Source organism: Pseudomonas sp. PB101 (assembly GCF_009764265.1).
Classification (GTDB): domain Bacteria; phylum Pseudomonadota; class Gammaproteobacteria; order Pseudomonadales; family Pseudomonadaceae; genus Aquipseudomonas.
Genome location: NZ_RWIR01000052.1, coordinates 1 through 24105 on the forward strand (window position 1 = coordinate 1; position 24105 = coordinate 24105).

The window sequence follows — 24105 nt, forward strand, 5'->3', positions numbered from 1 at the left end:
CCTCTTTTTCAACTTCCTTTTGGCTTCGATGACCTGAAGCACCTGCTGTCGAAATCTGCGTAACTCATTGTTTACCAAGGAGTTTTCCGTTTCGACTGCGCCGGAAGTGGGGCGAATTATAGGCTTCCAGAATCTGCCGTCAAGCACTGATTTAGCTTTTCTATCAATGACTTGCAGAAAGGGCCAAAACAGCCCAAAGGGGACTATATAGAAGAGCCGGAACGCCCCTCTATATAGAAGAGACCAATCAGAGAACGCCCGAAGCCTTGAATGCAGACACCGTCCCGGCATCCAGGCCCAACACCCGCTGCAAAACCTCCAGCGTGTGCTCTCCCAGCAAAGGAGGTGCATAGCGGTATTCCACCGGCGTCTGCGACAGTCGAATCGGACTCGCCACCTGAGGCACCATTCCGGCCAGCGCATGCGGCAGCTCGATAGCCAATCCGCGTGCCTTGACCTGAGGGTCGGCAAACATCTGCGCCAGGTCATTGATAGGCCCGCAAGGCACGCCAGCCTGCTCAAGCTGCGCCACCCACTCGGCAGTGGTCTTGAACACCGTAGCCTGGCGGATCAGCGGAATCAGTACCGCCCTGTTTGCCACCCGCAGCTTGTTGGTCGCAAAACGCGGATCATCCGCCCATTGCGGCTGCCTGGCCACTTCCGCGAACTTGCGGAACTGCCCATCGTTCCCGACGGTAAGGATGAAATCGCCATCCGCCGTAGGAAAATCCTGATAGGGCACGATGTTCGGATGAGCATTACCCAGGCGTTTAGGCGCATTGCCTGTCGTCAGGTAGTTCATTGCCTGGTTGGCCAGACAAGCCACCTGCACATCCAGCAGCGCCATGTCGATATGCTGACCACCGCCGTCGTGGTCCCGATGCGCGAGCGCGGCCAGGATCGCGACAGTCGAATACAGCCCGGTCAGGATGTCCGTGAGTGCCACGCCAACCTTCACCGGCCCCTCGCCATCTTCGCCTTCAGGTCTGCCCGTCAGGCTCATGAGGCCGCCAAGCCCCTGGATCATGAAGTCATAACCCGCACGCTTGGCGTAAGGACCGGTCTGGCCGAACCCGGTGATCGAGCAGTAGATCAGATCCGGATTGATCGCCTTCAACGATTCATAGTCCAGGCCATAAGCCGCCAGACCACCGACCTTGAAGTTCTCGATCAGGATGTCCGACTTGGCCGCCAGCTCGCGCACCAGCTTCTGGCCTTCGGGGCGCGTGAAGTCGATGGTGACCGATTGCTTGTTGCGATTGGCCGACAGGTAATAGGCGGCCTCGCTGGTGTTCTCGCCATAAGCGTCCTTGAGGAAAGGCGGCCCCCAGGCGCGCGTGTCATCGCCGTTACCCGGGCGCTCGACCTTGATCACTTCGGCGCCAAGGTCGGCCAGGATCTGTCCGGCCCAAGGCCCGGCCAGCACCCGCGATAAATCCAGTACCCGTAGATGCGATAGCGCGCCCATGGACGTTCTCCTTAATAGAACGCCTGGATGCCGGTTTGCGCACGGCCAAGGATCAGCGCGTGGACGTCATGAGTACCTTCATAGGTATTCACCACCTCCAGGTTGACCAGGTGACGCGCTACGCCGAACTCGTCGGAGATGCCGTTGCCACCGAGCATGTCACGAGCCATGCGCGCGATGTCCAGGGACTTGCCGCAGGAGTTGCGCTTCATCATCGAAGTGATTTCGACCGCCGCAGTGCCTTCGTCCTTCATGCGACCCAGACGCAGGCAGCCTTGCAGCGCCATGGTGATTTCGGTCTGCATGTCGGCCAGTTTCTTCTGGATCAACTGAGTGGCGGCCAATGGGCGACCGAACTGCTGACGATCCAGGGTGTACTGGCGAGCGGTGTGCCAGCAGAACTCGGCCGCACCCAGCGCACCCCAGGAGATGCCGTAGCGCGCCGAGTTCAGGCAGGTGAAGGGACCTTTCAGGCCGCGCACATCCGGGAAGATGTTCTCTTCCGGCACGAACACGTTGTCCATGACGATTTCACCGGTGATCGATGCGCGCAGGCCAACCTTGCCGTGAATCGCCGGAGCGCTCAGGCCTTTCCAGCCTTTCTCCAGAACGAAGCCGCGGATGTCGCCGGCATCGTCTTTGCCCCAGACCACGAACACGTCGGCAATCGGGCTGTTGGTGATCCACATCTTGCTGCCAGTGAGGCTGTAGCCGCCTTCCACTTTGCGTGCACGAGTGATCATCGCGCCCGGATCGGAACCGTGGTTAGGCTCGGTCAGACCGAAGCAGCCGATCCACTCGCCCGAGGCCAGTTTCGGCAGGTACTTCTGCTTCTGCGCTTCGGTACCGAATTCATTGATTGGCACCATCACCAGCGAGGACTGCACACTCATCATCGAACGATAGCCGGAGTCGATACGTTCGACTTCACGGGCAATCAGGCCGTAGCTGACGTAGTTCAGGCCACTGCCTCCGTACTGCTCGGGGATGGTTGCGCCCAACAGACCCACTTCGCCCATTTCGCGGAAGATCGCCGGATCGGTCTTCTCATGGCGGAAAGCTTCAAGAATGCGCGGCGCGAGGCTCTGCTGAGCGAACTGCGCAGCCGTGTCGCGAATCATGCGTTCTTCTTCAGTGAGCTGTTGATCCAGCAGCAGGGGATCGATCCAGTTGAAGCTAGCTTTACCGCCCATGAGTGTGTCCTCTCGAATCGGGTCAAATAACGTGGACTGATCCTAGGCCCGGATCGGCTCTACGGCAAACGAGGATTTCGCATACTGTTGTGCTATTTTCTCACTCCGAAAGGTCGAAAAAGAGCTTTTATGCGATCCATTAGTGAGGTTGACGTACATGCGCAGAAAGATACCCAGTACCACGGCCCTGATCAGCTTCGAGGCAGCGGCGCGCCACGAGAGCTTCACCAAGGCCGCCCAGGAACTTTCGCTGACCCAAGGGGCGATTTGCCGACAGATCGCCAGCCTTGAAGAATTCCTCAGCGTGGAACTGTTCCGACGCTCGCGGCGTGGAGTGAAGCTGACGGAGGCCGGGCTTTCCTACAGCCGTCGAGTGGCCACTCAGCTTGATGCGGTCGAGCGAGACACGCTGTCGGTCATGGGCCAGCAGGGCGCCAACGTGATCGAGCTGGCCGTGGTGCCGACCTTCGGCACCCAGTGGTTGCTGCCGCGACTCAAGGACTTCCAGCAAAAACACCCGGAAGTGACCGTCAACCTGACCAACCGGACGCGGCCGTTCCTGTTCGCCGACACTGATTTTGATGCCGCCATCTACTTCGGTGATGCGGATTGGTCAGGTACAGAATCCCACAGGCTGATGGGTGAAAATCCGATGCCTGTTTGCAGCCCCAGCCTACAGGGAAACAAGACCAGCCTGACGCCCGCGGACATCGCCGAGCTGCCTCTTCTGCAACAGACCACACGCCCCTACGCCTGGCGCCAATGGTTCGACTCCCAACACCTGAATGTCCCGCGAGACATGACAGGCCCGCGCTACGAGCTATTCTCAATGCTCGCCCAGGCGGCCATGCACGACATGGGGATTGCGTTGATCCCGCCGTTCCTGATTCAACGCGAGTTGAAAGAAAAACGCCTGGTGATCGCCAACCCCCAGGCACTGTCCAGCATCAAGGCTTATTACCTGATGATTCCTGAGCGAAAGGTCGAATCTGCGTCTTTGAGGGCATTTCGTGACTGGCTGGTAAATCAGGCGCACAGCTACAGCCTAGAGGGTTAAAGGCTCTCCAATGTTATTTGACCTCGTAGTCAGAAAAATAAAAGCCCTACAGATATACGTATTTGTCGCATAGCAGCAAACTGTATCGAGAAGTCGTACAAACGTCCCACAAGCGCCTGACCACGCGGCTTTGCGCCACTATTTCGAAGCGATGCCGCATCATTCATACGGCCGATGTGTAAATTCTTCAATTTCGGCCAGAATCCTTGAAAAGCACGGTCTGCAAGGGATCGAGCCGGTTGGTTGCGACATTCGGTCACGGGGTGACTTGTAGTTAATTTTCCGTCACCCGTCATAATCCCTTGAAGGGCACAAAGTTCGCCTGCAAAATGCCGCGCCCCGCCTCATTTTGGCGGGATCGTGCTGATCGGCCGCCCCAGCCGCACCATCCGTAGTGCATGGGTTTACTCAATAAGATCACGCAGGAGATTTGACGTGCACATTGGTGTTCCTCTCGAAACCCAGACCGGTGAAACACGGGTTGCTGCAACCCCGGAAACCATCAAGAAGCTGATCGGCCAGGGCCATAAGGTCACTGTACAAAGCGGCGCCGGCATTAATGCCAGCGTTGTCGACAGTGCCTATGAAGCGGCAGGCGCAACCATTGGCAGCGCCGATGACGCGTTTGGCGCAGAGCTGATTTTGAAGGTGGTCGCGCCCAGCGACAGCGAGTTGGCGCTGATTAAAAGCGGCACCGTCGTGGTCGGGATGCTCAATCCGTTCAACAACGAAACCATCGCCAAAATGGCCGAGTGCGGCATTACCGCATTTGCCCTGGAGGCTGCGCCTCGCACTTCCCGTGCGCAGAGCTTGGATGTGCTGTCGTCGCAAGCCAACATCGCCGGCTATAAAGCCGTGTTGCTGGCCGCGCACTACTACCCGCGCTTCATGCCGATGCTGATGACCGCTGCCGGTACCGTAAAAGCCGCTCGCGTGCTGATTCTCGGTGCTGGCGTGGCCGGTTTGCAGGCAATCGCTACCGCGAAACGCCTGGGTGCGGTGATCGAAGCGTCCGACGTGCGTCCTGCGGTTAAAGAGCAGATCGAATCCCTCGGCGCCAAATTCGTCGACGTGCCTTACGAGACCGACGAAGAACGCGAATGCGCCGTTGGTGTCGGCGGTTACGCCCGTCCGATGCCGGCCAGCTGGATGCAACGTCAGGCCCTGGCCGTGCACGAACGCGCCAAACAAGCTGACATCGTCATCACCACCGCACTGATTCCGGGCCGCAAGGCGCCGACGTTGCTCAGCGCGGAAACCGTGGCACAGATGAAACCGGGCTCGGTGGTCATCGACCTCGCGGCGGCGCAGGGTGGTAACTGTCCGCTGACCGTGGCCGATCAGGTGGTCGTCGAAAATGGCGTGACCATCGTTGGCCCGACCAACCTGGCCGGCGCAGTGGCGGCCGATGCTTCGGCGCTGTACGCACGCAACCTGCTGGACTTCATGAAACTGTTGTTCGATAAAGAAGGACAACTGGTGATCAACCTTGAAGACGATATCGTCGCCGCGTGCCTGATGTGCCGCGACGGCCAGATCGTGCGCAAGAACGGCTGAGGATAAAAACAATGGAAGACATGCTGATCTCTCACGGTATCTACAACCTGATCATCTTCGTGCTGGCCATCTATGTCGGCTACCACGTGGTCTGGAATGTGACACCTGCACTGCACACCCCACTGATGGCCGTGACCAACGCCATCTCGGCCATCGTCATCGTCGGCGCCATGCTCGCCGCCGCCCTCACCGTGACTCCACTGGGCAAGACCATGGGCACCCTGGCCGTGGCCCTGGCCGCCGTCAACGTGTTTGGTGGCTTCCTGGTGACTCGCCGCATGCTGGAAATGTTCAAGAAGAAAGCGGCCAAGGCTCCGGCTGCCAAGGCCGAAGCAGTCAAGGCTGAGGTGCAGCAAGCATGAGCATGAACCTGGTTACGTCCCTGTATTTGATCGCCTCGGTCTGCTTCATCCAGGCGCTCAAGGGCCTCTCGCACCCCACCACGTCGCGCCGCGGCAACCTGTTCGGCATGCTCGGCATGGGCCTGGCGATCCTCACCACGGTCGGCCTGATCTACAAGCTCGGTGCCGAGTTGGCGCAAGACGGTATCGTCTACGTGATCGTCGGCCTGCTGATCGGCGGCACTGCCGGCTCGATCATGGCCAAACGCGTTGAAATGACCAAGATGCCCGAGCTGGTCGCCTTCATGCACAGCATGATCGGCCTGGCCGCGGTGTTCATCGCCATTGCGGCGGTCGTCGAGCCGCAGTCGCTGGGTATCGTTGCGCAACTGGGTGACGCGATCCCGGCCGGTAACCGCCTGGAGCTGTTCCTCGGTGCCGCCATTGGTGCGATCACCTTCTCCGGTTCGGTCATCGCCTTCGGCAAGCTCTCGGGCAAGTACAAGTTCCGCCTGTTCCAGGGCGCACCGGTACAGTTCACCGGCCAACACAAACTGAACCTGCTGCTGGGCGTGGCTACACTGGGCCTGGGCATCACCTTCATGTTGACCGGCGACCTCAGCGCCTTCGCCCTGATGCTGGCCCTGGCCTTCATCATGGGTGTGCTGATCATCATCCCGATCGGTGGCGCGGACATGCCAGTGGTCGTGTCGATGCTCAACAGCTACTCCGGCTGGGCGGCGGCAGGTATCGGCTTCTCGCTGAACAACTCGATGCTGATCATCGCCGGTTCGCTGGTGGGCTCAAGCGGTGCGATCCTCTCGTACATCATGTGCAAGGCGATGAACCGCTCCTTCTTCAATGTACTGCTCGGCGGTTTCGGCAATACAGCCGACGCAGGCCCTGCAGGCGCCAAGGAAGCCCGTCCGGTGAAATCCGGTTCGGCTGACGATGCGACCTTCCTGCTGACCAACGCCGACACCGTGATCATCGTTCCGGGCTACGGCCTGGCGGTAGCACGGGCACAGCATGCGCTGAAGGAACTGACCGAGAAGCTGACCCATCGCGGCGTGACCGTGAAGTATGCGATCCACCCGGTGGCCGGTCGTATGCCGGGCCATATGAACGTATTGCTGGCCGAGGCCGAAGTGCCTTACGACCAGGTGTTCGAGATGGAAGACATCAACTCCGAGTTCGGCCAGGCCGACGTGGTGCTGGTGTTGGGCGCCAACGACGTGGTCAACCCGGCCGCGAAGAACGATCCGAAATCGCCGATTGCCGGCATGCCGATCCTCGAAGCGTTCAAGGCCAAGACCATCATCGTCAACAAGCGCTCGATGGCCAGCGGCTATGCCGGCCTGGATAACGAACTGTTCTACCTGGACAAGACCATGATGGTGTTCGGTGACGCTAAAAAGGTCATCGAAGACATGGTAAAAGCCGTCGACTAACCCTCTGCGGCACATAGAACGCCCCGACTTGTCGGGGCGTTTTTGTTTGCGCAAATCGTCGGACAAACTATTCTTTTGTTACCGATCCGGTAACGGTGTTTTGCTTGAAAGGCCCGGAATAGACGCCTCGATTGCGACCTTGGTAGCGGGACAGAAGCCGGCGCAATTCACTAGACTGCACGTCCTGCTACCTGTTGCCCGAGATAACAATCCATGTACCGTGACCGTATTCGCCTGCCTTCGTTGTTGGACAAAGTGATGAGCGCTGCCGACGCCGCCGCCCTGATTGAAGACGGCATGACCGTCGGCATGAGCGGCTTTACTCGCGCCGGCGAAGCCAAGGCCGTTCCTCAGGCGCTGGCCGAACGTGCCAAGGTCACGCCGCTGAAGATCAGCCTGATGACTGGCGCTAGCCTGGGCAACGACCTCGACAAGCAGTTGACCGAAGCTGGCGTGCTGTCGCGACGCATGCCGTTTCAGGTCGACAGCACCCTGCGCAAGGCGATCAACGCCGGTGAAGTCATGTTCATCGACCAGCACTTGTCGGAAACCGTGGAGCAATTGCGCAACCAGCAACTGAAACTGCCGGACATTGCCGTGATTGAAGCCGTGGCGATCACCGAGCAAGGGCATATCGTGCCAACCACCTCGGTAGGCAACTCGGCCAGCTTCGCGATTTTCGCCAAGCACGTGATCGTCGAGATCAACATGGCGCACAACCCGAACCTGGAAGGTCTGCACGACATCTATATCCCGACTTATCGCCCGACCCGCACGCCGATTCCACTGGTCAAGGTCGACGACCGCATCGGCAGCACCGCCATCCCGATTCCAGCGGAAAAGATCGTCGCCATCGTGGTCACCAACCAGGCTGACTCGCCCTCCACGGTGTTGGCACCGGACACCGAGACCCAGGCCATCGCCGACCACCTGATCGACTTCTTCAAGCAGGAAGTGGCAGCAGGACGCATGACCAACAAGCTCGGCCCGCTACAAGCCGGTATCGGCACCATCGCCAACTCGGTGATGTGTGGCCTGATCGACTCGCCGTTCGAAGACCTGACGATGTATTCCGAAGTACTTCAGGACTCTACCTTCGACCTGATCGACGCAGGCAAGCTGAGTTTTGCTTCGGGCAGTTCGATCACCCTGTCGAGCCGGCGCAACGCCGATGTGTTCGGCAACCTCGAGCGGTACAAGGACAAGCTGGTTCTGCGCCCGCAGGAGATCTCCAACCATCCTGAAGTCGTGCGCCGCCTCGGTATCATCGGCATCAACACGGCTCTGGAGTTCGACATCTACGGCAACGTCAACTCCACTCACGTCTGCGGCACGCGGATGATGAACGGCATCGGTGGCTCGGGCGACTTCGCACGCAACGCGCACCTGTCCGTGTTCGTGACCAAGTCAATCGCCAAGGGCGGCGCGATCTCCAGCGTGGTGCCGATGGTCAGCCACGTCGACCACACCGAGCATGATGTCGACATCCTCGTGACCGAAGTGGGCCTGGCAGACTTGCGAGGCCTGGCGCCCCGGGAGCGTGCCCGGGTCATCATCGACAAATGCGTGCACCCGGATTACCGCCAGGCGTTGAACGATTACTTCACCGCCGCGTGCGCCATCGGCGGGCACACCCCACACATCCTGCGTGACGCCCTGAGCTGGCACATCAACCTGGAAGAAACCGGGCAGATGCTGAAGAAGTAATTGGTACAGAAAAGCAGCTGGCGCAAACACAGTTTCGTCAGCTTGCTCTGACCATTCTCAAGAAGTGAAAAAAACTGTACTGCTGTACTGGTCATTTCTGACGGAAAACTCCTACCTTTTCGAGCAGAAACTGCATTTTTGCACTTAAACAGTGCAGATAGGTACAGTTGCCTCAATTTTGACCAGTACACCCCCTATAAACAGTTAACTGAGCTCTCACAATACAGATGAACTGTATCTACAGAGACTAGGCAAACAAGAGGATCATGGGCACCAGTTAAACCACTACCTAATCCCGCCACAAGCGGAAGGATGACCACCATGGAACGTACACTCAGTTCCGATCTGTTCTTCGAAGACACTGCTGCAAAAACCCAGGCTTCCCTGCCTCTGCGCGTTATCGCCAACCTGATGCTGTGGCAGCGCCGCATCACCAGCCGCCATCAACTGGCTCGCCTGGATTCGCGTCTGCTGGCTGACGCCGGGATTAGCGAAGCACAACGCTACGAAGAGCTGAGCAAGCCGTTCTGGCGCTAACTCAGCGTCGCTGGCTCTGACCTCAAGGTCCACCGCCAGCAACCCGAATTGAAAAAACAAAACCCGTCGTGGGAAACCACGACGGGTTTTGTCGTTTTGGCCTGTCGATTCTGCACTTACAGTAGGGAAACCTCGATACCAGTACAGTTTGAAAAACATGCAAACTGAATGAGTACAATATCGCCTTCGAGGCTCGTCAGCTCTCGGACCCGGGCATCAGCCACGCCGAGCGCAGCAATGAATTGGACAAACCGTTCTGGCGCTGACTGCCTGCTCGCATGGCCAGGACTGTTCGAACCGACACATACAGGCCTAATATCAATGCAGAACGTGGCGAACGCCGAGTGCCTGGCGTCTGACTTGCAGACACTGCGCCATATTTCAAATGGTCTACCAAAAGGAGTTACCCATGTCCCGTCTTCGCCTGCTTAGCGCTGCGGCTCTGTTTGCCGTGGCTGCCAGTGCCCAAGCCACCAGCTTCATCGTGACCACGGATGCGGTTGTCAACGCGCTCAAAGCCACGTCCGATGCGACCACCAACATCGTCTCGTCGTCGTTCAAGGATGACAAGATCGTCCTCGCCGCCCGTGACGACGCCGCCAGCTTCGTCGCCAGCGAAGGCTCCATCCGCGGCGTGAAACTGGAAAGCGCCCTCGACCACATTCGTCACAAGGCGCCGCAACTGAGCGCAACAGACGCACAACTGGCGCAAGCGATCCTGACGATCTAAGCGACAGCTCAAGACTTGGGGGCACGCTTGAAGTGTCCCCATGTTTCGACGCTGGCTCAAGAATGGACCTTGCGTTAGCCTTGCGGCTCACTTTCAACAGTCGAGTCACATGCGCTTTCTTTCAAATACACTGATCGCTCCAGTCTTTCTTGCGCTTGGCTACTCGGGTTCGGCCCATGCCTTCGACGCCTTCAATCTGTCCACCCAGGGCACCGTTGCCAGTGGTTACGCCACAAGCCTCGTGACCTCCGCCCCCTTCGACCATAAACTACTGCTCGCCGCCCATGATGACGCCGCGGCGTTCATTGCCAGTGACGGCCAGTTGCGAGGCGCACGGCTGGAGTCAGCCCTGCGGTACCTGCGCCAAACCCGGGCAAAACTTCATGCCAGCGACCTTGAACTGGCGCAAGCAATTCTCGTCCAATAGTTATCCCTGTTTTTCTGGAGTCGTTCCATGCGTAATCCGCTGATTGCCGCCACCTTAGGCCTGCTGCTGTTGGCTGACGTGACCCAGGCACATACTCTGGTTGCCACCAGTAACATTCTGATCCGTGCTACCCAGCGCACCCTCGATTTCACCTCCGATACCACCACGTCCATCCGCGACTCGAAAATCGTGCGCGAGGCCCAGGACGATGCCGCCAGTTTCGTTGCCAGCAACGGCGACATTCGCGGCGCTCACCTGGAATCCGCTTTCGACTTGCTGCGCACCCGCGTGCCGGAAGCGCGCGACGCCAGCGATCAGGATCTCGCCGAAGCCATCCTCGCACTGTGAGGCGTGCACGCGCCTGGCTGCTGACCGGGGCCCTGTTGCTGTTCGGCAACACGGCCCACGCAGGCCTTCAGCTACAACTCAAGACCGAAGGTCTGACTCCCACGCAACAGCAAGCCAGCCAGGCGTTGCTCGATGAGGCCATGCAGGCATTGCCGCCACGCTTTATCGAGCAACTGGATCGACGCATCGTTGTCGGCTGGACTGATGACATGCCGCGCAACGCCTACGGCCAGGCCTCGCTGGTGTCCGAGCTGGATCTGAACCGCAACCTGCTGGCCGGCCTCACCGATGGCAGCGCCGCGAGCAAGAAAACCCATCGCCCCCACGGCACCGTGCGCCGGGAAATGCTGGCCACGGTGTTGCACGAGCTGACTCATATCTATGATCGCTCGCGCCTGTGGCCGGACCCCGAACGCAAGCTGATCCAGCGCTGCACCCAGCGCAGTGACAGCTCAGGGCTGGTTGGCATTCCCGACCAATGCCGGGGTCAGTCCGGTCGGCGTTTTACCCTCAGCGACGATCCGCGCCTGCTCGACCTCGCCGGCTGGCAGCAATACGTAGGCCGCCGCGGGGAACGCGAACAGCACAATCGCCAGATTGCCCGCACTCCGGATATCTACGAGACCAGCAGTCCAAAGGAATTCGTCGCGGTCAACATGGAGTATTTCCTCCTCGACCCGACCTACGCTTGCCGCCGTCCCGCACTGTACCGCTACTACAAAGAGCATTTCGGCTGGGCGCCTGCCGCCAGGGAAACCTGCAGCAAAACCGTCTCCTTCCTCAATGCCGGTAACGACTTCGCCAAGACGCCATTGGGTCAGGTCGATCCGGAGCGGGTCTATGCCGTCGACTATCTGCTGGCCGAAGCCAACCAGAACCTGTTCAGCCGCTGGGGCCACAGCATGTTGCGCCTGGTGATCTGCGCACCCGGCCGACCACGCGGACCGGACTGTCGACTCGATCTCGATCAGCATCTGGTGCTGTCGTACCGCGCCTTTGTCGGCGACGTGCAGCTGTCGAGCTGGGATGGCCTGGTCGGCAAATACCCGTCGCGGCTGTTTATCCTGCCGCTGTCCCAGGTCATCGACGAATACACCAAGACCGAACTGCGCAGCCTGGCCTCCGTGCCCCTGAACCTGTCGCGCACAGAGATTGAAGACGTCGTGGAACGTGCCGCCGAGATGCACTGGAGCTACGACGGCAACTATTTCTTCCTGTCCAACAACTGCGCGGTGGAAGAGCTGAAGTTGCTGCGCGGCGGCACCAACAACCCGAAGTTGGTAGGGCTCGACAACATCATGCCCAACGGCTTGCTGGAAGTGCTCAAGGGCCGCGGGCTCGCCGATACCAGCGTGCTCGACGATCCCAAGGAAGCGCTGCGCCTGGGCTATCGATTCGATTCTTTCCGCGAGCGCTACCAGGCCATGTTCGAGATCCTGAAAAAGCACTTGCCGATCAAGCAGGAAACCGTCGAAGACTGGCTGGACCTGAAAGCCGCGCAACGCCGGCAGTGGTTCGAGCAGGCCGATTTGCGCACCAGCGCCGCGTTGCTCCTGTTGGAGCAGGCCAGTTACCGTCAGCAGTTGCTGCTGGCCCAGGATGAAGTGAAACAGCGCTATCTGGGCGCCCGGGAACTGAAGAGTGGTGGCATGGACAAGGCCAACGAGACCCTCAAGGACATTCTCGCCAACAGTGGCTTCCTCAGCCGTCCGGCGGAACTGCTGGGCACCAACGGTTATGGCTTGCCGCAGCCGAGCGAGTGGGAGCATCTGGAATCGGAAAGCAGCCAGCGCCAGAAACAGCTCCTGGCGCTGTCCGGGGATCTGGACAAGGAAGTGAGAGCGTTGCTTGAACCAGACCGCGCCGCCGAAATGGCCGCCAACGAGGCCAACCTGAAGCAGATTGGCGAGCACTTGCGCAAACTGCATAAGGCAGCGGGCGGGCTAGAGTTGCCTTGACCCGTAACCTGGAGGAGCGAGCCTGCTCGCGAAAGCGGTGAATCAGTCAACATGGATGTTGAAGCTGATGGCCTATTCGCGAGCAAGCTCGCTCCCACAGGGTTTTAGTCAGCTGACGCGGGCTTTACGCACGCCTTCGGCCAACGCCGAACACAGGCTCAGCACGCCATCCACGGCTTGCTCCGGGGTGGTGGCATTGGCGATGTGATCGATCAGTGCCGAACCCACCACAACACCATCAGCCAGACGCGCAATGGACGCTGCCTGCTCCGGCGTCCGGATACCGAAACCGATGCTGATCGGCAGGTCGGTATGGCGACGCAGACGGGCGACAGCCTCTTCGACGTGTTCCAGCGTGGCGGCACCGGCACCGGTCACACCGGCTACCGAGACGTAGTAGACGAAACCCGAGCTGCCATTGAGAACGGTCGGCAGGCGCACATCGTCGGTGGTTGGCGTCGTCAAACGGATAAAGTCCAGGCCCGCAGCCTGTGCCGGGTCGCACAGTTCGCCGTTATGTTCAGGCGGCAGATCGACCACGATCAGGCCATCGACACCAGCCTCCTTGGCTTCGGCAATGAAGCGCGGTACGCCGTACATGTGGATCGGATTGAAGTAACCCATCAGCACCAGCGGCGTTTCGTTGTTGTCCTGGCGGAACTCGCGAACCATTTGCAGGGTTTTCGCCAGATTCTGTTTGGCACCCAACGCACGGATGTTGGCGAGCTGGATGGCCGGGCCGTCAGCCATCGGGTCGGTGAAGGGCATGCCCAGTTCGATCACGTCGGCGCCGGCGGCCGGCAAGCCCTTGAGGATGGCCAGCGAGGTGTCATAGCCCGGGTCGCCAGCGGTCACGAAAGTCACGAGGGCGGCGCGGTTCTGTTCCTTGAGTTCGGCAAAACGCGTTTGCAGGCGGCTCATCAGTGTTTCTCCTGCTTTACTGGCTCTTGTAGAGAGTTTTCCATGTGGTGCATCACGGTCTGCATGTCTTTGTCGCCACGGCCGGACAGGTTGACGACCATCAGGTGATCCTTTGGCAGGCTCGGCGCGCGCTTGAACACTTCAGCCAGGGCATGGGCGCTTTCCAAGGCAGGAATGATCCCTTCCAGGCGGCAGCACTGGTGGAACGCAGCGAGAGCTTCGTCGTCAGTCACCGAGGTGTACTGAACGCGGCCGATGTCATGCAACCAGGCGTGTTCCGGGCCGATACCCGGGTAGTCGAGGCCGGCAGAAATCGAGTGGGCGTCGATGATCTGGCCATCGTCGTCCTGCAGCAGGAAAGTGCGGTTGCCGTGCAACACGCCCGGTACGCCGCCATTCAGGCTGGCAGCGTGCTTGCCGGTTTCGATGCCATAACCGGCGGCTTCAACGCCGATGATCTCGACACTCTTGTCGTCGAGGAACGGGTGGAACAGGCCCATGGCGTTGGAACCACCGCCAATGCACGCCACCAGGCTGTCCGGCAGGCGGCCTTCCTGGGCTTGCAGTTGCTCACGGGTTTCCTTGCCGATCACGGCCTGGAAGTCGCGAACCATTGCCGGGTAAGGGTGCGGACCGGCCACTGTGCCGATCAGGTAGAAGGTGCTGTCGACGTTGGTCACCCAGTCACGCAGGGCTTCGTTCATCGCATCCTTGAGCGTACCGGTGCCGGCGACCACCGGGATCACTTCGGCGCCCAGCAGCTTCATGCGGAACACGTTGGCCTGCTGACGTTCGATGTCAGTGGTGCCCATGTAGATCACGCAATCCAGGCCGAAACGCGCAGCCACGGTAGCAGTTGCCACACCGTGCATGCCGGCGCCGGTCTCGGCGATGATGCGTTTCTTGCCCATGCGCCGCGCCAGCAGGATCTGGCCGATGCAGTTGTTGATCTTGTGCGCGCCGGTATGGTTCAGCTCTTCGCGCTTGAGATAAATCTTCGCGCCACCGCAGAACTCGGTCAGACGTTCGGCGAAGTACAACGGGCTTGGACGTCCGACGTAGTCGCGCTGGAAGTAGGCCAGCTCTTCCTTGAATGCAGGATCTTCCTTGGCCAACTCATATTCGCGGGCCAGGTCGAGGATCAACGGCATCAGGGTTTCGGCGACGTAACGGCCGCCGAACGCGCCAAACAGGCCGTTGGCGTCAGGGCCGTTGCGCAGATTAGTCTGGGTCATGGGGCGCTCCAGTTGAATGCGGGAAGTGACAATGAAGTCCACTCTACCCCTGACGTACCAGACTGAAAACCGATAAGATCGCCGCAACCTGTTAGGAAAACTCACAGATCCCATGAGCCACGACCTCCCACCGTTGAACGCCCTGCGCGCCTTCGAGGCGACGGCCCGCCTGAACAGTGTCAGTCAGGCCGCCGAGCAGCTACATGTCACGCATGGTGCGGTCAGCCGACAGCTGAAAGTGCTTGAAGAGCACCTCGGCGTGAGTCTTTTCATCAAGGATGGTCGCGGCCTGAAACTCACAGATGCCGGCCTGCGTTTGCGCGACGCCAGCGCAGAAGCGTTCGAGCGCCTGCGTACCGTGTGCGCTGAACTCACCCAGAGCACGGCCGATGCGCCTTTTGTCCTCGGCTGTTCGGGAAGCTTGCTGGCCCGATGGTTCATTCCGCGTCTTGGACGGTTGAATGCCGACTTGCCCGACCTTCGATTGCACCTGTCGGCCGGAGAAGGCGATCTCGACCCACGCCGTCCGGGCCTGGACGCCTTGCTGGTGTTTGCCGAGCCACCCTGGCCGGCGGACATGCAGGTATTCGAGCTCGCCAGCGAACGGATCGGCCCGGTCATGAGTCCACGGTTTTCCGGATATGAACGGCTCAAGTCGGCGCCCGCCACAGCGCTGCTGAGCGAAACAGTACTGCGCACCACTTCGCGTCCGCAAGCCTGGCCTAGCTGGGCGCAGCAAAGCGGCCTCGATGCCAAGGCGTTGAAGTACGGACAAGGTTTTGAGCATTTGTATTACTTGCTGGAAGCGGCCGTGGCCGGGCTGGGCGTGGCGATTGCCCCTGAACCACTGGTGACCGAAGACTTGAAGGCGGGTCGCCTGGTCGCACCATGGGGTTTCAGCGAAACCCCGGCGCATCTGGCGTTGTGGTTACCCAAGCGCGCCGCGGACGGGCGCGCCCGGCAACTGGCGCAGTGGCTCAAGAACGAACTGCGGCGAGCGGATTAATCACGCTTGCACAACAGATAAGCGGCCAGCAGGCCCAATGCGCCCACGGCGACACCGGCTGTTGTCCAGGGGTGTTCCTGGGCGTAGTCCCGGGTGGCAATTCCGGTTTCGCGGGTTTTGACCTTGACCTCTTCATAGGCGTCGGCAAGCAGATGGCGCGAGTGCTTCAAGGCATTCTCGGCGTTGCCTTTCAGGGTCTTGAGGGTTTTACGCGACTCGTCCGAGGCGTCGTCCTTCAGATTTTCCAAAGACTTGAGCAGACTCTCGATCTCCGCTTCCATGCTTTGCAATGAGGCTTTGCGTAACGAGGTGTTGGCCATGGTGGCTCTCCTGCATTGGTGATGAGTGGCGTGTGTTGGTTGGGACTTCAGGGGTTGGAGAAAGTGCAGAAAATCTGAACTTCATCCTCAGAACGGCCAACAGAAGAAATAGGAAAAATCACTGCTAGGCTGTAATTCACACGCCGAGGAGAACGCCATGTCTGACCATCACACCTACAAGAAAGTCGAGCTGATCGGCTCGTCCACCAGCAGTATCGAAGATGCAATCAACAACGCGCTGACCGAAGCCAGCAAAAGCATCAAGTACATGGAATGGTTTGAAGTGACCGAGACCCGTGGGCATATCAGGGACGGCAAGGCTGCACACTTTCAGGTTACCCTGAAAGTAGGATTCCGCATTGCCAGCAGCTGACTTTGCGCTAGTCTTCTGAACTTGCACGCCGGCCGAATGCCATAGGGAATGGCAAAACGCTGAATGAGTACGTCCGGCTGACGGCTGGTTACCCCTATGATCCGACCAGGGAATGCAACCGATGAAGAAGTTTATGTTGGCGGTAGGTTTGTTAAGCCTTGCGGGGAGCGCATTGGCGGGTGGCAAGCCATGCGAAGAGCTGAAAGCCGAAATCGCAGCGAAACTTGATGCCAAGGGCGTTTCCGGTTATTCGCTGGAGATTGTCGATAAAGGTACCGCTGCCGGCGGCAAAGTCGTTGGTAAATGCGAAGCGGGCGCCAAAGTGATCGTCTATAAAAAATAGGCCGGTACGCGCCCGAATGAAAAAGCCGGCGTCCTGGCGCCGGCTTTTTCATGCCTGCCGTTTGAGTGTCAGCCTCGCATGACCTGCGCCAGCAGCTCGTAGGAATGCACGCGATCGGAATGTTCGTACAGGTCAGAGGTGAAAATCAGCTCGTCTGCCTGAGTCTGTTCGATCAGGACCTCGAGCTTGGCGCGAATTTTCTGCGGACTGCCGATCATCGCCAGACCAAGGAAATCATGCACAGCGTCTTTCTCATGGGGCAGCCACAGGCCGTCCATGGTCTTCACCGGGGGACGCTGCACCAGGCTTTGCCCGCGCATCAGGGCCAGTATCCGCTGGAACACCGAAGTCGCCAGGTAATCGGCCTGCTCGTCGGTATCGGCCGCCACCAATGGCACGCCGAGCATCACGTAGGGCTTGTCCAGAACTGCCGAGGGCTTGAAGTGGTTGCGGTAGACCCGAATCGCTTCATGCATGTAGCGCGGCGCGAAATGCGAAGCGAAGGCGTAGGGCAAACCGCGTTCACCGGCCAGCTGTGCACTGAACAGACTCGACCCCAACAGCCAGACCGGTACATTGGTCCCGGTTCCCGGCATGGCGATGATGCGTTGATCCGGGGTTCGTGGCCCCAGGTAGCGCACCAGCTCCGCCACATCTTCCGGGAAGTCGTCGGCGCTGCCCGAGCGCTCGCGGCGCAGTGCCCGTGCAGTCATCTGGTCGGAGCCGGGGGCGCGCCCCAGGCCCAGGTCGATCCGGCCCGGATAAAGGCTTTCCAGGGTGCCGAACTGCTCGGCAATCACCAACGGTGCGTGGTTGGGCAACATCACTCCGCCCGAACCGACCCGAATGGTTGACGTACCACCGGCCAGATAACCCAGAAGCACCGAGGTCGCGGAACTGGCGATGCCGTCCATGTTGTGGTGTTCGGCCACCCAGAAGCGGTTGTAGCCGAACTTCTCGACGTGCTGCGCCAGGTCCAGCGAGTTGCGCAGCGACTGGGCCGCGCTGCCGTTCTCGCGCACCGGCACCAGGTCGAGGGTCGAGAACTTGATATCGGACAGTCGTTTCATAAACCTGCTTCTCCAATTGAGGGCGCAGGTTTGTTCTTGCGAACGCAAACCTGCCGAATCCAAAAGCCTGTTCATGCAATGTGGGCATATACCCGAGTTTCAATAGCCAGGCTGAAAATCCCGCGGAAAAAAACAGATTGATCGGACGAGATGAACTTTGCCCCTGCGTCTATCCTCACAAGCCTTGCAACCGAAAACCACGCAGGCGCGACGTTTCGCGCCGATCTTGAGGAGGCAGACATGGCTATCGTGAAGAAAGCATCGGCTCATTGGGAAGGTGATCTGAAAACCGGCATCGGCTCGATCTCCACAGAAACCGGGGTACTGCGCGAAGCACCCTACGGTTTCAAGGCACGCTTCGAAGGCGGCCGGGGCACCAATCCGGAAGAGTTGATCGGCGCGGCCCACGCCGGCTGCTTCTCCATGGCGTTTTCGATGATTCTCGGTGATGCCGGCCTGAAGGCCGATAGCATCGACACCCAGGCAGAAGTCACCCTGGATCAAGTGGACGGCGGCTTTGCGATCACCGCAGTGAAATTGATTCTGAAAGCGAAAATCCCCGGGGCATCCCAGGCGCAGTTCGAAGAACTCAGCAACAAGGCCAAAGAGGGCTGTCCGGTATCCAAGGTACTGAATGCGAAGATCAGCCTGGAAGCAACATTGGTCGGCTAGATTTTAGTTGAAATCAAAAGATCGCCGTCTTGCGCAACCTGCCGGGATCATTCGGTAGAGGTTACTCAGGGTTGCGATCTTTTTTGCGTCGCGACAGATTTGCCCGCTAAAAATATGGTCGAATAAATGACAGCAGCGAAAACCCGTGAATCGGCGTGCTGCCTCAAAGGAGCTTCAACCATGAAACGTTTTGCCCTGGCGGTTATCTGTTGCGTACTGGCCACCTCCGCCCTCGCAGCACCGAAACCCTGCGAAGAACTCAAGGCCGAGATCGAAGCCAAGATCCAGGCCAGTGGCGTCACCGCCTACACGCTGGAAATCGTCACCAACGACGAAGTACACGACCAGAACATGGTCGTGGGCTCGTGCGAAAATGGCACCAAAAAAATCATCTACCAGAAGAACGAGCGCTGACCCCTCACATCAGGCAGTAGGATTCCCGATCTTCAGCGACGATCTCCCGCTTGGCGTTGTAAAGCCGGGCGCCGGGCGTGAAGGCGATTGAGCGACCTTCGAGCACATAACGCTGCCCGGCTTCGAAATGATCGTATTTGATGGTCAGGTAGCACAGCCGCTCAGAGGGCCCGCTCATCGTACTCAGGCCACCGCCGCCGGGCACCTCAAAGTCGAAGCGCACGATCAGTTCGTGGCTACCGGGCATCACTTCGAAATAACGCCCGTCACGCAGGCGTTGTTTATCCAGCCGTTCGGCCATCAACAATTTGTCGTTAGGGAAGGGCGTCGAGAATTCAACCCAGGCCATTTGTGGATTGGGTGTCGGCATCGGGCTTTGACAGCCCGCGACGACACCGGCGGCGAGTAACAGCATCAACCTGCGCATGATGAATGTCCCTAGGGATATTCATTCAGCATAACGCCGATCAGGTTCGTTGGCAGCCCGCAGGAGTGCCCTGGCCGATCACTTTGCGCTGTTGATCATAGAGTTTCGCCCACGGCCGGAAACCGATGTTTCCCGCTTGCAGTTGATAACGTTCGCCCGCGTTGAAGCCATTGAATTTCACGTTCAACTGACAATCGCGCCACAACGGTTCGGCATCTGGGCCGATGTTGGTGGGTTGCACCGCAAACTGGTAGCGCACCGTCAATTCGTGGCTTCCAGGCTGGACTTCGAAGTAGCGTTTATCATCCGTGGTCTTGTCATCGACCTCCAGCGCCTGCAACGCCGTGTCTTCCTGCTTTGAATCCAGGTCGATCCAGGCTTGCGCAGGATCAGGGCGGGGTATTCCGAAGCCGGCACAGCCGGCCAGCAACAGCAGGCTTGCTGTCAGTATCAACGTGCGCATAGCGGAGCTCCAGTCTGGCGGGATAGTCTTGCGGGAAGACTCTCCAAGGAAGAATTATTGTGATCAGGCCGCTTCCTAGCCTTGGGTTACTTGATCGCGTTTTTCGCGTTTTGTTTCCGGGTGTGTTGTTTTTGTTGCTCAACGGTTGCGCCAGCGTCAGCTATTACAGCCAGCTGGCCAGCGGTCAACTGCAGTTGCTGCGGGCCAGGGAGCCGGTTTCCCGCGTGGTTGCCGACCCGACGCGCGACCAAAAACTGCGGACACACCTGGAGCAATCACAAAAAGCGCGCACGTTCGCCAGCCGGCAATTGCACCTGCCGGACAACCAGAGCTACCGCTTGTACGCGGACATCGGGCGTCCCTTCGTCGTCTGGAATGTCTTCGTCACGCCGGAGTTTTCCCTGAAACCCGTAAACCACTGCTTCCCCATCGCCGGTTGCGTGGCCTATCGCGGTTACTACAGCCAGGGCGCAGCCCGCGGCGAAGCGGCTGTGCAACGCTTGCAGGGCATGGACGTGTCGATTGGCGGCGTTGAAGCCTATTCGACACTTGGCTGGTTCAACGATCCGATTCTCAACTCGATGATGGGTTGGGGCGATGAGCGCCTGGCCACGCTGATCTTTCACGAATTGGCCCATCAACGCGTCTATGTGAAGGACGACACGGAGTTCAACGAGTCCTTCGCCACCTTCGTCGAGCAGGAAGGTACCCGCCAATGGCGCGCCTACCGCCACCTGCCACCCGACAACAATGCACAGGCGCGTCAACGTGACCAATTTACCGAGTTGGTGCTGAGGGCTCGCACCCGCCTGGAAAAACTCTACACTTTGCCGTTGCCAGCCGAACAAATGCGCCAGCGCAAGGCGGCCGAGTTCGAGCGCTTGCGCAGTGAATACCGCCAGCTGCGTGACAGTCAGTGGGCTGGAGACAAACGCTATGACGCCTGGATCAATGCCCCCATGAACAACGCCCGGCTATTGCCCTTTGGTTTGTACGACCAATGGGTGCCGGCATTCGACGCGCTGTTCCATCAGGTGGAGGGCGATTGGCTCAGGTTTTATGCCTCCGTGGAAAAGCTCGGCAGCCTGCCGACGGCTGAGCGCAAGGCCGCGCTGAAGGCGTTGGCTGATGGCGCGGATCAACCAAAGAACCAGTAGCAGACCCCGATTGCACCCAGCACCCCGGCCAACTCTGCCAGCAGTGCACAGCCAACCGCATGGCGTGCGCGCTGGATGCCCACGGCACCGAAGTACACCGCCAGCACATAGAACGTGGTCTCGGTGCTGCCCTGGACAGTCGCCGCGACCAGCGCCGGAAAACTGTCCACGCCTGAGGTCTTCATGGTTTCAATCAGCATCGCTCGCGCGGCGCTTCCCGAGAAAGGCTTGACCATCGCGGTCGGCAGCGCATCGACGAAGCGCGTGTCCCAACCGGCCCATTCCACCAGGTGACGGATCCCGTCCAGACCGAAGTCCAGCGCCCCGGAGGCCCGCAAAACACCCACCGCACAAAGCATCGCCACCAGGTAGGGGAGCAAGTTTTTGGCGACGTCGAAACCCTCTTTGGCGCCTTCGACGAAGGCCTCGTAGACCTTCACTTTGCGCAGCGCGCCGATCAGCAGAAACAGCATGATCAGGCCAAACAGCGTCAGGTTGCCGAGGATCGATGACAGGCCGGCCAGTGCGGTTGCCGAAAGGGTCGCCAGCAATGCCATGAAACCACCGAGAGCAAGCGCGCCGGGGATCAGGTAGGCCAGCACCACAGGGTCCCAGATGCGCAAACGCTGCATGAACGCCACCGACAGGAAGCCGACAATGGTCGAGCAACTGGTCGCCAGCAGGATTGGCAGGAACACCAGCGTCGGATCCGGCGCGCCTTGCTGGGCGCGATACATGAAGATCGTCACCGGCAGCAGGGTCAGCGAGGAGGCGTTGAGCACCAGGAACAGGATCTGGGCATTGCTGGCGATGGTCGCGCTGGGATTGAGTTCCTGCAGCGCCTTCATGGCCTTGAGGCCGATCGGCGTGGCGGCGTTGTCCAGCCCCAGGCCGTTGGCGGCGAAGTTCAGGGTGATCAGGCCGATGGCCGGATGACCCGGCGGGACTTCTGGCATCAGGCGCAGAAACAGTGGCCCCAGAGCCTTGGCCAGCCATTCGACGATGCCGGCTTTCTCGGCGATGCGCAGAAAACCCAGCCAGAGGGTGAGGGTGCCGAACAGCAGCACCATGACTTCGACCGACAGCTTGGCCATGGCGAAAATGCTCTCCACCATTGCCGCGAATATTCCGGCATTGCCACCGATCAGCCACTGCGCCAGCGCCGATACGGCTGCCACGATGAAGAAGCCAAGCCACAGGCCATTGAGCATCAGTCAAATCCCCCAAAAGATGCGCGAATGATAGCGGGGTGACCAGAAACGACAAACCCCGGATTTCTCCGGGGTTCATGTCAATGCCATACATCTGTAGGTGCCGGCTTGCTGGCGATGAACGATAACGCGGTGCACCTGTTACACCGCGTTGTGGCAATCGCCAGCAAGCCGGCTCCTACAGAGGGTGTATCAGCTCTTGGAAACTTCACCCGCCGGCAGCTTTTCCTTGCTGCGCCAGTGCGGCAGGGAGTTCCAGTAGCGCTGGCCCTTGGCGTCGTCGTACATGCCTTCCCAACGAGCGATAACCAGGACAGCCAGGGCGTTGCCGATCACATTCAGTGCAGTACGCGCCATGTCCATCACGCGGTCGACACCGGCGATGAATGCCAGGCCTTCCAGTGGAATGCCGACACTGCCCAGGGTGGCCAGCAGTACTACGAAGGACACGCCCGGTACGCCGGCGATGCCTTTGGAGGTGACCATCAAAGTCAGTACCAGCAGCAATTGCTGACTGATCGACAGGTCAATGCCATACAGCTGGGCAATGAAGATCGCCGCGATGCTTTGGTACAGGGTCGAACCGTCCAGGTTGAACGAGTAACCGGTCGGCACCACAAAGCTGCAAATGGCTTTCGGCGCGCCGTAGGCTTCCATTTTCTCGATCACGCGCGGCAGCACGGTTTCGGAGCTGGCGGTGGAGTAGGCCAGTACCAGCTCATCCTTGAAGATGCGCATCAGCTTGATCACCGAGAAGCCGAACAGGCGAGCGATCAGGCCCAGGACCACGAAAGCGAAGAAGGCGATGGCGACGTAAACCAGGATCACCAGTTTGGCCAGCGGTATCAGCGAAGCGAAACCGAAGTTGGCCACAGTCACTGCGATCAGTGCGAATACGCCGATCGGGGCGTAGTTCATGATCATGTGAGTGACCTTGAACATGCTTTCCGATACGCCCTGGAACATTTTCACCAGCGGCTCGCGCAGATCTGCCTGCAGGCTCGACAAACCGAGGCCGAACAACACGGAGAAGAAGATGATCGGCAGCATTTCACCGCGAACCATGGCCGCGAAGATGTTCGACGGGATCAGGTTGAGGATGGTTTCGATAAACGCGTGTTCATGCTGAACCTCGGCCGCCGTCGCCTGGTACTTGGAAATGTCCACAGTGCCAAGGGTGCTCATGTCGATACCGGCACCCGGGTGGAACAGGTTGGCCAGCAACAGACCGACCACGATCGCGATGGTGGTGACGATCTCGAAGTAGATGATGGTCTTGAGGCCGATACGCCCCAGCTTCTTGGCGTCACCGACGCCTGCAATGCCGACGATCAAAGAGGAGATGACGATCGGAATCACGATCATCTTGATCAGACGGATAAAGATATCGCCTGCCGGTTGCAGGACGTTGCTGATCCACCAGGCTTTTTCGGCACTGAAATGGTTGAGCAGCGCACCGATTGCAATCCCCAATACCAGACCGATGAGGATCTGCCAGGCGAGGCTAAGCTTTGCCTTCTTCATATCTTTACCCTTACTTGTTGTTTGACTCAGGGAGATGCGCGAACTGGAACGCTTGTGGCGAAAAAGCCCAGTGCATCTGCCCCCCGTATAAGGTGCCCCGGAGCGCGTTTTGCGGCTCTCTGGCAGGCGAAAAAAGGCGCAACTATTCCGATGCAAGGAAGCGCCGTCTAATGCCGTAAACGCCTACCCTATGCC

Annotated in this window: 26 protein-coding genes; 16 read left to right on the top strand and 10 right to left on the bottom strand. The window is 59.4% G+C overall.

Translation table 11 applies throughout. The features are described 5' to 3' along the window. Nucleotides 1-247 precede the first annotated feature (247 nt). The gene (locus EI969_RS15070; protein ID WP_160388497.1) at nucleotides 248-1468 is read right to left on the bottom strand and encodes a CaiB/BaiF CoA-transferase family protein; all 1221 of its coding nucleotides are present in this window, start codon (nucleotides 1466-1468) and stop codon (nucleotides 248-250) included. Nucleotides 1469-1479: 11 nt separating this feature from the next. Continuing rightward, nucleotides 1480-2661, bottom strand: a complete 1182-nt coding sequence (locus tag EI969_RS15075) for an acyl-CoA dehydrogenase (RefSeq protein ID WP_007969743.1) — start codon at nucleotides 2659-2661, stop codon at nucleotides 1480-1482. A 157-nt stretch (nucleotides 2662-2818) separates the two neighbouring features. Here EI969_RS15075 and EI969_RS15080 point away from each other — a divergent pair, with 157 nt between their 5' ends. From EI969_RS15080 to EI969_RS15125, 10 genes are all read left to right on the top strand, one after another. After that, complete coding sequence (locus tag EI969_RS15080; RefSeq protein WP_160388498.1) at nucleotides 2819-3718, top strand: LysR family transcriptional regulator; 900 nt, start codon at nucleotides 2819-2821, stop codon at nucleotides 3716-3718. Between the two features lie 435 nt (nucleotides 3719-4153). Further along, nucleotides 4154-5275 (top strand): Re/Si-specific NAD(P)(+) transhydrogenase subunit alpha, encoded by a 1122-nt coding sequence (locus EI969_RS15085; protein ID WP_160388499.1) that lies wholly within the window; start codon nucleotides 4154-4156, stop codon nucleotides 5273-5275. An 11-nt stretch (nucleotides 5276-5286) separates the two neighbouring features. Next, the gene (locus tag EI969_RS15090; RefSeq protein WP_053152987.1) at nucleotides 5287-5637 is read left to right on the top strand and encodes an NAD(P) transhydrogenase subunit alpha; all 351 of its coding nucleotides are present in this window, start codon (nucleotides 5287-5289) and stop codon (nucleotides 5635-5637) included. Further along, nucleotides 5634-7067, top strand: a complete 1434-nt coding sequence (locus tag EI969_RS15095) for an NAD(P)(+) transhydrogenase (Re/Si-specific) subunit beta (protein ID WP_095967830.1) — start codon at nucleotides 5634-5636, stop codon at nucleotides 7065-7067. The genes EI969_RS15090 and EI969_RS15095 overlap by 4 nt, the downstream gene beginning before the upstream one ends. Nucleotides 7068-7280: 213 nt before the next feature. After that, on the top strand, nucleotides 7281-8774 hold the full coding sequence (locus tag EI969_RS15100) for an acetyl-CoA hydrolase/transferase family protein (RefSeq protein WP_160388500.1): 1494 nt from the start codon (nucleotides 7281-7283) through the stop codon (nucleotides 8772-8774). A gap of 321 nt (nucleotides 8775-9095) precedes the next feature. Further along, nucleotides 9096-9311: a DUF1127 domain-containing protein gene (locus EI969_RS15105; protein WP_007969750.1), complete on the top strand. Its 216-nt coding sequence runs from the start codon at nucleotides 9096-9098 to the stop codon at nucleotides 9309-9311. A 409-nt stretch (nucleotides 9312-9720) separates the two neighbouring features. After that, a complete protein-coding gene (locus EI969_RS15110; RefSeq protein ID WP_095967832.1) occupies nucleotides 9721-10041 on the top strand; it encodes a DUF2388 domain-containing protein in 321 nt (106 codons plus the stop codon). Nucleotides 10042-10150: 109 nt separating this feature from the next. Further along, nucleotides 10151-10468 (top strand): DUF2388 domain-containing protein, encoded by a 318-nt coding sequence (locus tag EI969_RS15115; protein WP_160388501.1) that lies wholly within the window; start codon nucleotides 10151-10153, stop codon nucleotides 10466-10468. A gap of 27 nt (nucleotides 10469-10495) precedes the next feature. Next, nucleotides 10496-10816: a DUF2388 domain-containing protein gene (locus EI969_RS15120; protein ID WP_103397965.1), complete on the top strand. Its 321-nt coding sequence runs from the start codon at nucleotides 10496-10498 to the stop codon at nucleotides 10814-10816. Continuing rightward, complete coding sequence (locus EI969_RS15125) at nucleotides 10813-12774, top strand: DUF4105 domain-containing protein (RefSeq protein ID WP_160388502.1); 1962 nt, start codon at nucleotides 10813-10815, stop codon at nucleotides 12772-12774. The genes EI969_RS15120 and EI969_RS15125 overlap by 4 nt, the downstream gene beginning before the upstream one ends. A 108-nt stretch (nucleotides 12775-12882) precedes the next feature. On the opposite strand, the gene trpA is transcribed toward EI969_RS15125, so the two are convergent. Beyond that, on the bottom strand, nucleotides 12883-13695 hold the full coding sequence (gene trpA / locus EI969_RS15130; protein ID WP_160388503.1) for a tryptophan synthase subunit alpha: 813 nt from the start codon (nucleotides 13693-13695) through the stop codon (nucleotides 12883-12885). Continuing rightward, complete coding sequence (gene trpB / locus EI969_RS15135; protein WP_160388504.1) at nucleotides 13695-14930, bottom strand: tryptophan synthase subunit beta; 1236 nt, start codon at nucleotides 14928-14930, stop codon at nucleotides 13695-13697. The genes trpA and trpB overlap by 1 nt, the downstream gene beginning before the upstream one ends. A gap of 112 nt (nucleotides 14931-15042) precedes the next feature. Between trpB and EI969_RS15140 the strand changes: the two genes are divergently transcribed. Beyond that, on the top strand, nucleotides 15043-15936 hold the full coding sequence (locus EI969_RS15140; protein ID WP_160388505.1) for a LysR family transcriptional regulator: 894 nt from the start codon (nucleotides 15043-15045) through the stop codon (nucleotides 15934-15936). On the opposite strand, the gene EI969_RS15145 is transcribed toward EI969_RS15140, so the two are convergent. Next, nucleotides 15933-16256 (bottom strand): YqjD family protein, encoded by a 324-nt coding sequence (locus EI969_RS15145; protein ID WP_095967836.1) that lies wholly within the window; start codon nucleotides 16254-16256, stop codon nucleotides 15933-15935. The genes EI969_RS15140 and EI969_RS15145 overlap by 4 nt on opposite strands. 157 nt (nucleotides 16257-16413) lie before the next feature. On the opposite strand from EI969_RS15145, the gene EI969_RS15150 reads away from it, so the two are divergent. Together EI969_RS15150 and EI969_RS15155 are read left to right on the top strand one after the other, a co-directional pair. Further along, a complete protein-coding gene (locus EI969_RS15150) occupies nucleotides 16414-16629 on the top strand; it encodes a dodecin (RefSeq protein ID WP_095942957.1) in 216 nt (71 codons plus the stop codon). A 121-nt stretch (nucleotides 16630-16750) separates the two neighbouring features. Continuing rightward, complete coding sequence (locus EI969_RS15155; RefSeq protein WP_160388506.1) at nucleotides 16751-16972, top strand: DUF1161 domain-containing protein; 222 nt, start codon at nucleotides 16751-16753, stop codon at nucleotides 16970-16972. A gap of 68 nt (nucleotides 16973-17040) precedes the next feature. Here EI969_RS15155 and EI969_RS15160 read toward each other — a convergent pair whose 3' ends face one another. Then, complete coding sequence (locus tag EI969_RS15160) at nucleotides 17041-18042, bottom strand: LLM class flavin-dependent oxidoreductase (RefSeq protein ID WP_160388507.1); 1002 nt, start codon at nucleotides 18040-18042, stop codon at nucleotides 17041-17043. Nucleotides 18043-18282: 240 nt separating this feature from the next. Here EI969_RS15160 and EI969_RS15165 point away from each other — a divergent pair, with 240 nt between their 5' ends. Then, nucleotides 18283-18714: an OsmC family protein gene (locus EI969_RS15165; RefSeq protein ID WP_160388508.1), complete on the top strand. Its 432-nt coding sequence runs from the start codon at nucleotides 18283-18285 to the stop codon at nucleotides 18712-18714. Between the two features lie 180 nt (nucleotides 18715-18894). Further along, the gene (locus EI969_RS15170) at nucleotides 18895-19128 is read left to right on the top strand and encodes a DUF1161 domain-containing protein (protein ID WP_160388509.1); all 234 of its coding nucleotides are present in this window, start codon (nucleotides 18895-18897) and stop codon (nucleotides 19126-19128) included. 4 nt (nucleotides 19129-19132) lie between these two features. Here EI969_RS15170 and EI969_RS15175 read toward each other — a convergent pair whose 3' ends face one another. Together EI969_RS15175 and EI969_RS15180 are read right to left on the bottom strand one after the other, a co-directional pair. After that, nucleotides 19133-19555, bottom strand: coding sequence for a hypothetical protein (locus EI969_RS15175; RefSeq protein WP_150718202.1), 423 nt, complete (start codon nucleotides 19553-19555; stop codon nucleotides 19133-19135). A 40-nt stretch (nucleotides 19556-19595) separates the two neighbouring features. Beyond that, on the bottom strand, nucleotides 19596-20018 hold the full coding sequence (locus tag EI969_RS15180) for a hypothetical protein (RefSeq protein WP_160388510.1): 423 nt from the start codon (nucleotides 20016-20018) through the stop codon (nucleotides 19596-19598). A gap of 59 nt (nucleotides 20019-20077) precedes the next feature. On the opposite strand from EI969_RS15180, the gene EI969_RS15185 reads away from it, so the two are divergent. Next, a complete protein-coding gene (locus EI969_RS15185) occupies nucleotides 20078-21175 on the top strand; it encodes an aminopeptidase (RefSeq protein WP_160388511.1) in 1098 nt (365 codons plus the stop codon). Here EI969_RS15185 and EI969_RS15190 read toward each other — a convergent pair. Together EI969_RS15190 and gltP are read right to left on the bottom strand one after the other, a co-directional pair. Next, complete coding sequence (locus EI969_RS15190; protein WP_150718205.1) at nucleotides 21157-22386, bottom strand: nucleoside recognition domain-containing protein; 1230 nt, start codon at nucleotides 22384-22386, stop codon at nucleotides 21157-21159. The two genes, EI969_RS15185 and EI969_RS15190, sit on opposite strands and share 19 nt — an antisense overlap. A 192-nt stretch (nucleotides 22387-22578) precedes the next feature. Continuing rightward, on the bottom strand, nucleotides 22579-23910 hold the full coding sequence (gene gltP, locus EI969_RS15195) for a glutamate/aspartate:proton symporter GltP (RefSeq protein WP_110662245.1): 1332 nt from the start codon (nucleotides 23908-23910) through the stop codon (nucleotides 22579-22581). Nucleotides 23911-24105 lie beyond the last annotated feature (195 nt).

Coding starts and splice junctions, on each gene's coding strand:
- EI969_RS15070 (WP_160388497.1), bottom strand. CDS start 1,468: ATGGGCGCGCTATCGCATCTACGGGTACTGGATTTATCGCGGGTGCTG.
- EI969_RS15115 (WP_160388501.1), top strand. CDS start 10,151: ATGCGCTTTCTTTCAAATACACTGATCGCTCCAGTCTTTCTTGCGCTT.
- EI969_RS15075 (WP_007969743.1), bottom strand. CDS start 2,661: ATGGGCGGTAAAGCTAGCTTCAACTGGATCGATCCCCTGCTGCTGGAT.
- EI969_RS15190 (WP_150718205.1), bottom strand. CDS start 22,386: ATGCTCAATGGCCTGTGGCTTGGCTTCTTCATCGTGGCAGCCGTATCG.
- EI969_RS15110 (WP_095967832.1), top strand. CDS start 9,721: ATGTCCCGTCTTCGCCTGCTTAGCGCTGCGGCTCTGTTTGCCGTGGCT.
- gltP (WP_110662245.1), bottom strand. CDS start 23,910: ATGAAGAAGGCAAAGCTTAGCCTCGCCTGGCAGATCCTCATCGGTCTG.
- EI969_RS15105 (WP_007969750.1), top strand. CDS start 9,096: ATGGAACGTACACTCAGTTCCGATCTGTTCTTCGAAGACACTGCTGCA.
- EI969_RS15145 (WP_095967836.1), bottom strand. CDS start 16,256: ATGGCCAACACCTCGTTACGCAAAGCCTCATTGCAAAGCATGGAAGCG.
- EI969_RS15095 (WP_095967830.1), top strand. CDS start 5,634: ATGAGCATGAACCTGGTTACGTCCCTGTATTTGATCGCCTCGGTCTGC.
- EI969_RS15120 (WP_103397965.1), top strand. CDS start 10,496: ATGCGTAATCCGCTGATTGCCGCCACCTTAGGCCTGCTGCTGTTGGCT.
- EI969_RS15165 (WP_160388508.1), top strand. CDS start 18,283: ATGGCTATCGTGAAGAAAGCATCGGCTCATTGGGAAGGTGATCTGAAA.
- trpA (WP_160388503.1), bottom strand. CDS start 13,695: ATGAGCCGCCTGCAAACGCGTTTTGCCGAACTCAAGGAACAGAACCGC.
- trpB (WP_160388504.1), bottom strand. CDS start 14,930: ATGACCCAGACTAATCTGCGCAACGGCCCTGACGCCAACGGCCTGTTT.
- EI969_RS15180 (WP_160388510.1), bottom strand. CDS start 20,018: ATGCGCACGTTGATACTGACAGCAAGCCTGCTGTTGCTGGCCGGCTGT.
- EI969_RS15090 (WP_053152987.1), top strand. CDS start 5,287: ATGGAAGACATGCTGATCTCTCACGGTATCTACAACCTGATCATCTTC.
- EI969_RS15175 (WP_150718202.1), bottom strand. CDS start 19,555: ATGCGCAGGTTGATGCTGTTACTCGCCGCCGGTGTCGTCGCGGGCTGT.
- EI969_RS15100 (WP_160388500.1), top strand. CDS start 7,281: ATGTACCGTGACCGTATTCGCCTGCCTTCGTTGTTGGACAAAGTGATG.
- EI969_RS15080 (WP_160388498.1), top strand. CDS start 2,819: ATGCGCAGAAAGATACCCAGTACCACGGCCCTGATCAGCTTCGAGGCA.
- EI969_RS15150 (WP_095942957.1), top strand. CDS start 16,414: ATGTCTGACCATCACACCTACAAGAAAGTCGAGCTGATCGGCTCGTCC.
- EI969_RS15140 (WP_160388505.1), top strand. CDS start 15,043: ATGAGCCACGACCTCCCACCGTTGAACGCCCTGCGCGCCTTCGAGGCG.
- EI969_RS15170 (WP_160388509.1), top strand. CDS start 18,895: ATGAAACGTTTTGCCCTGGCGGTTATCTGTTGCGTACTGGCCACCTCC.
- EI969_RS15155 (WP_160388506.1), top strand. CDS start 16,751: ATGAAGAAGTTTATGTTGGCGGTAGGTTTGTTAAGCCTTGCGGGGAGC.
- EI969_RS15160 (WP_160388507.1), bottom strand. CDS start 18,042: ATGAAACGACTGTCCGATATCAAGTTCTCGACCCTCGACCTGGTGCCG.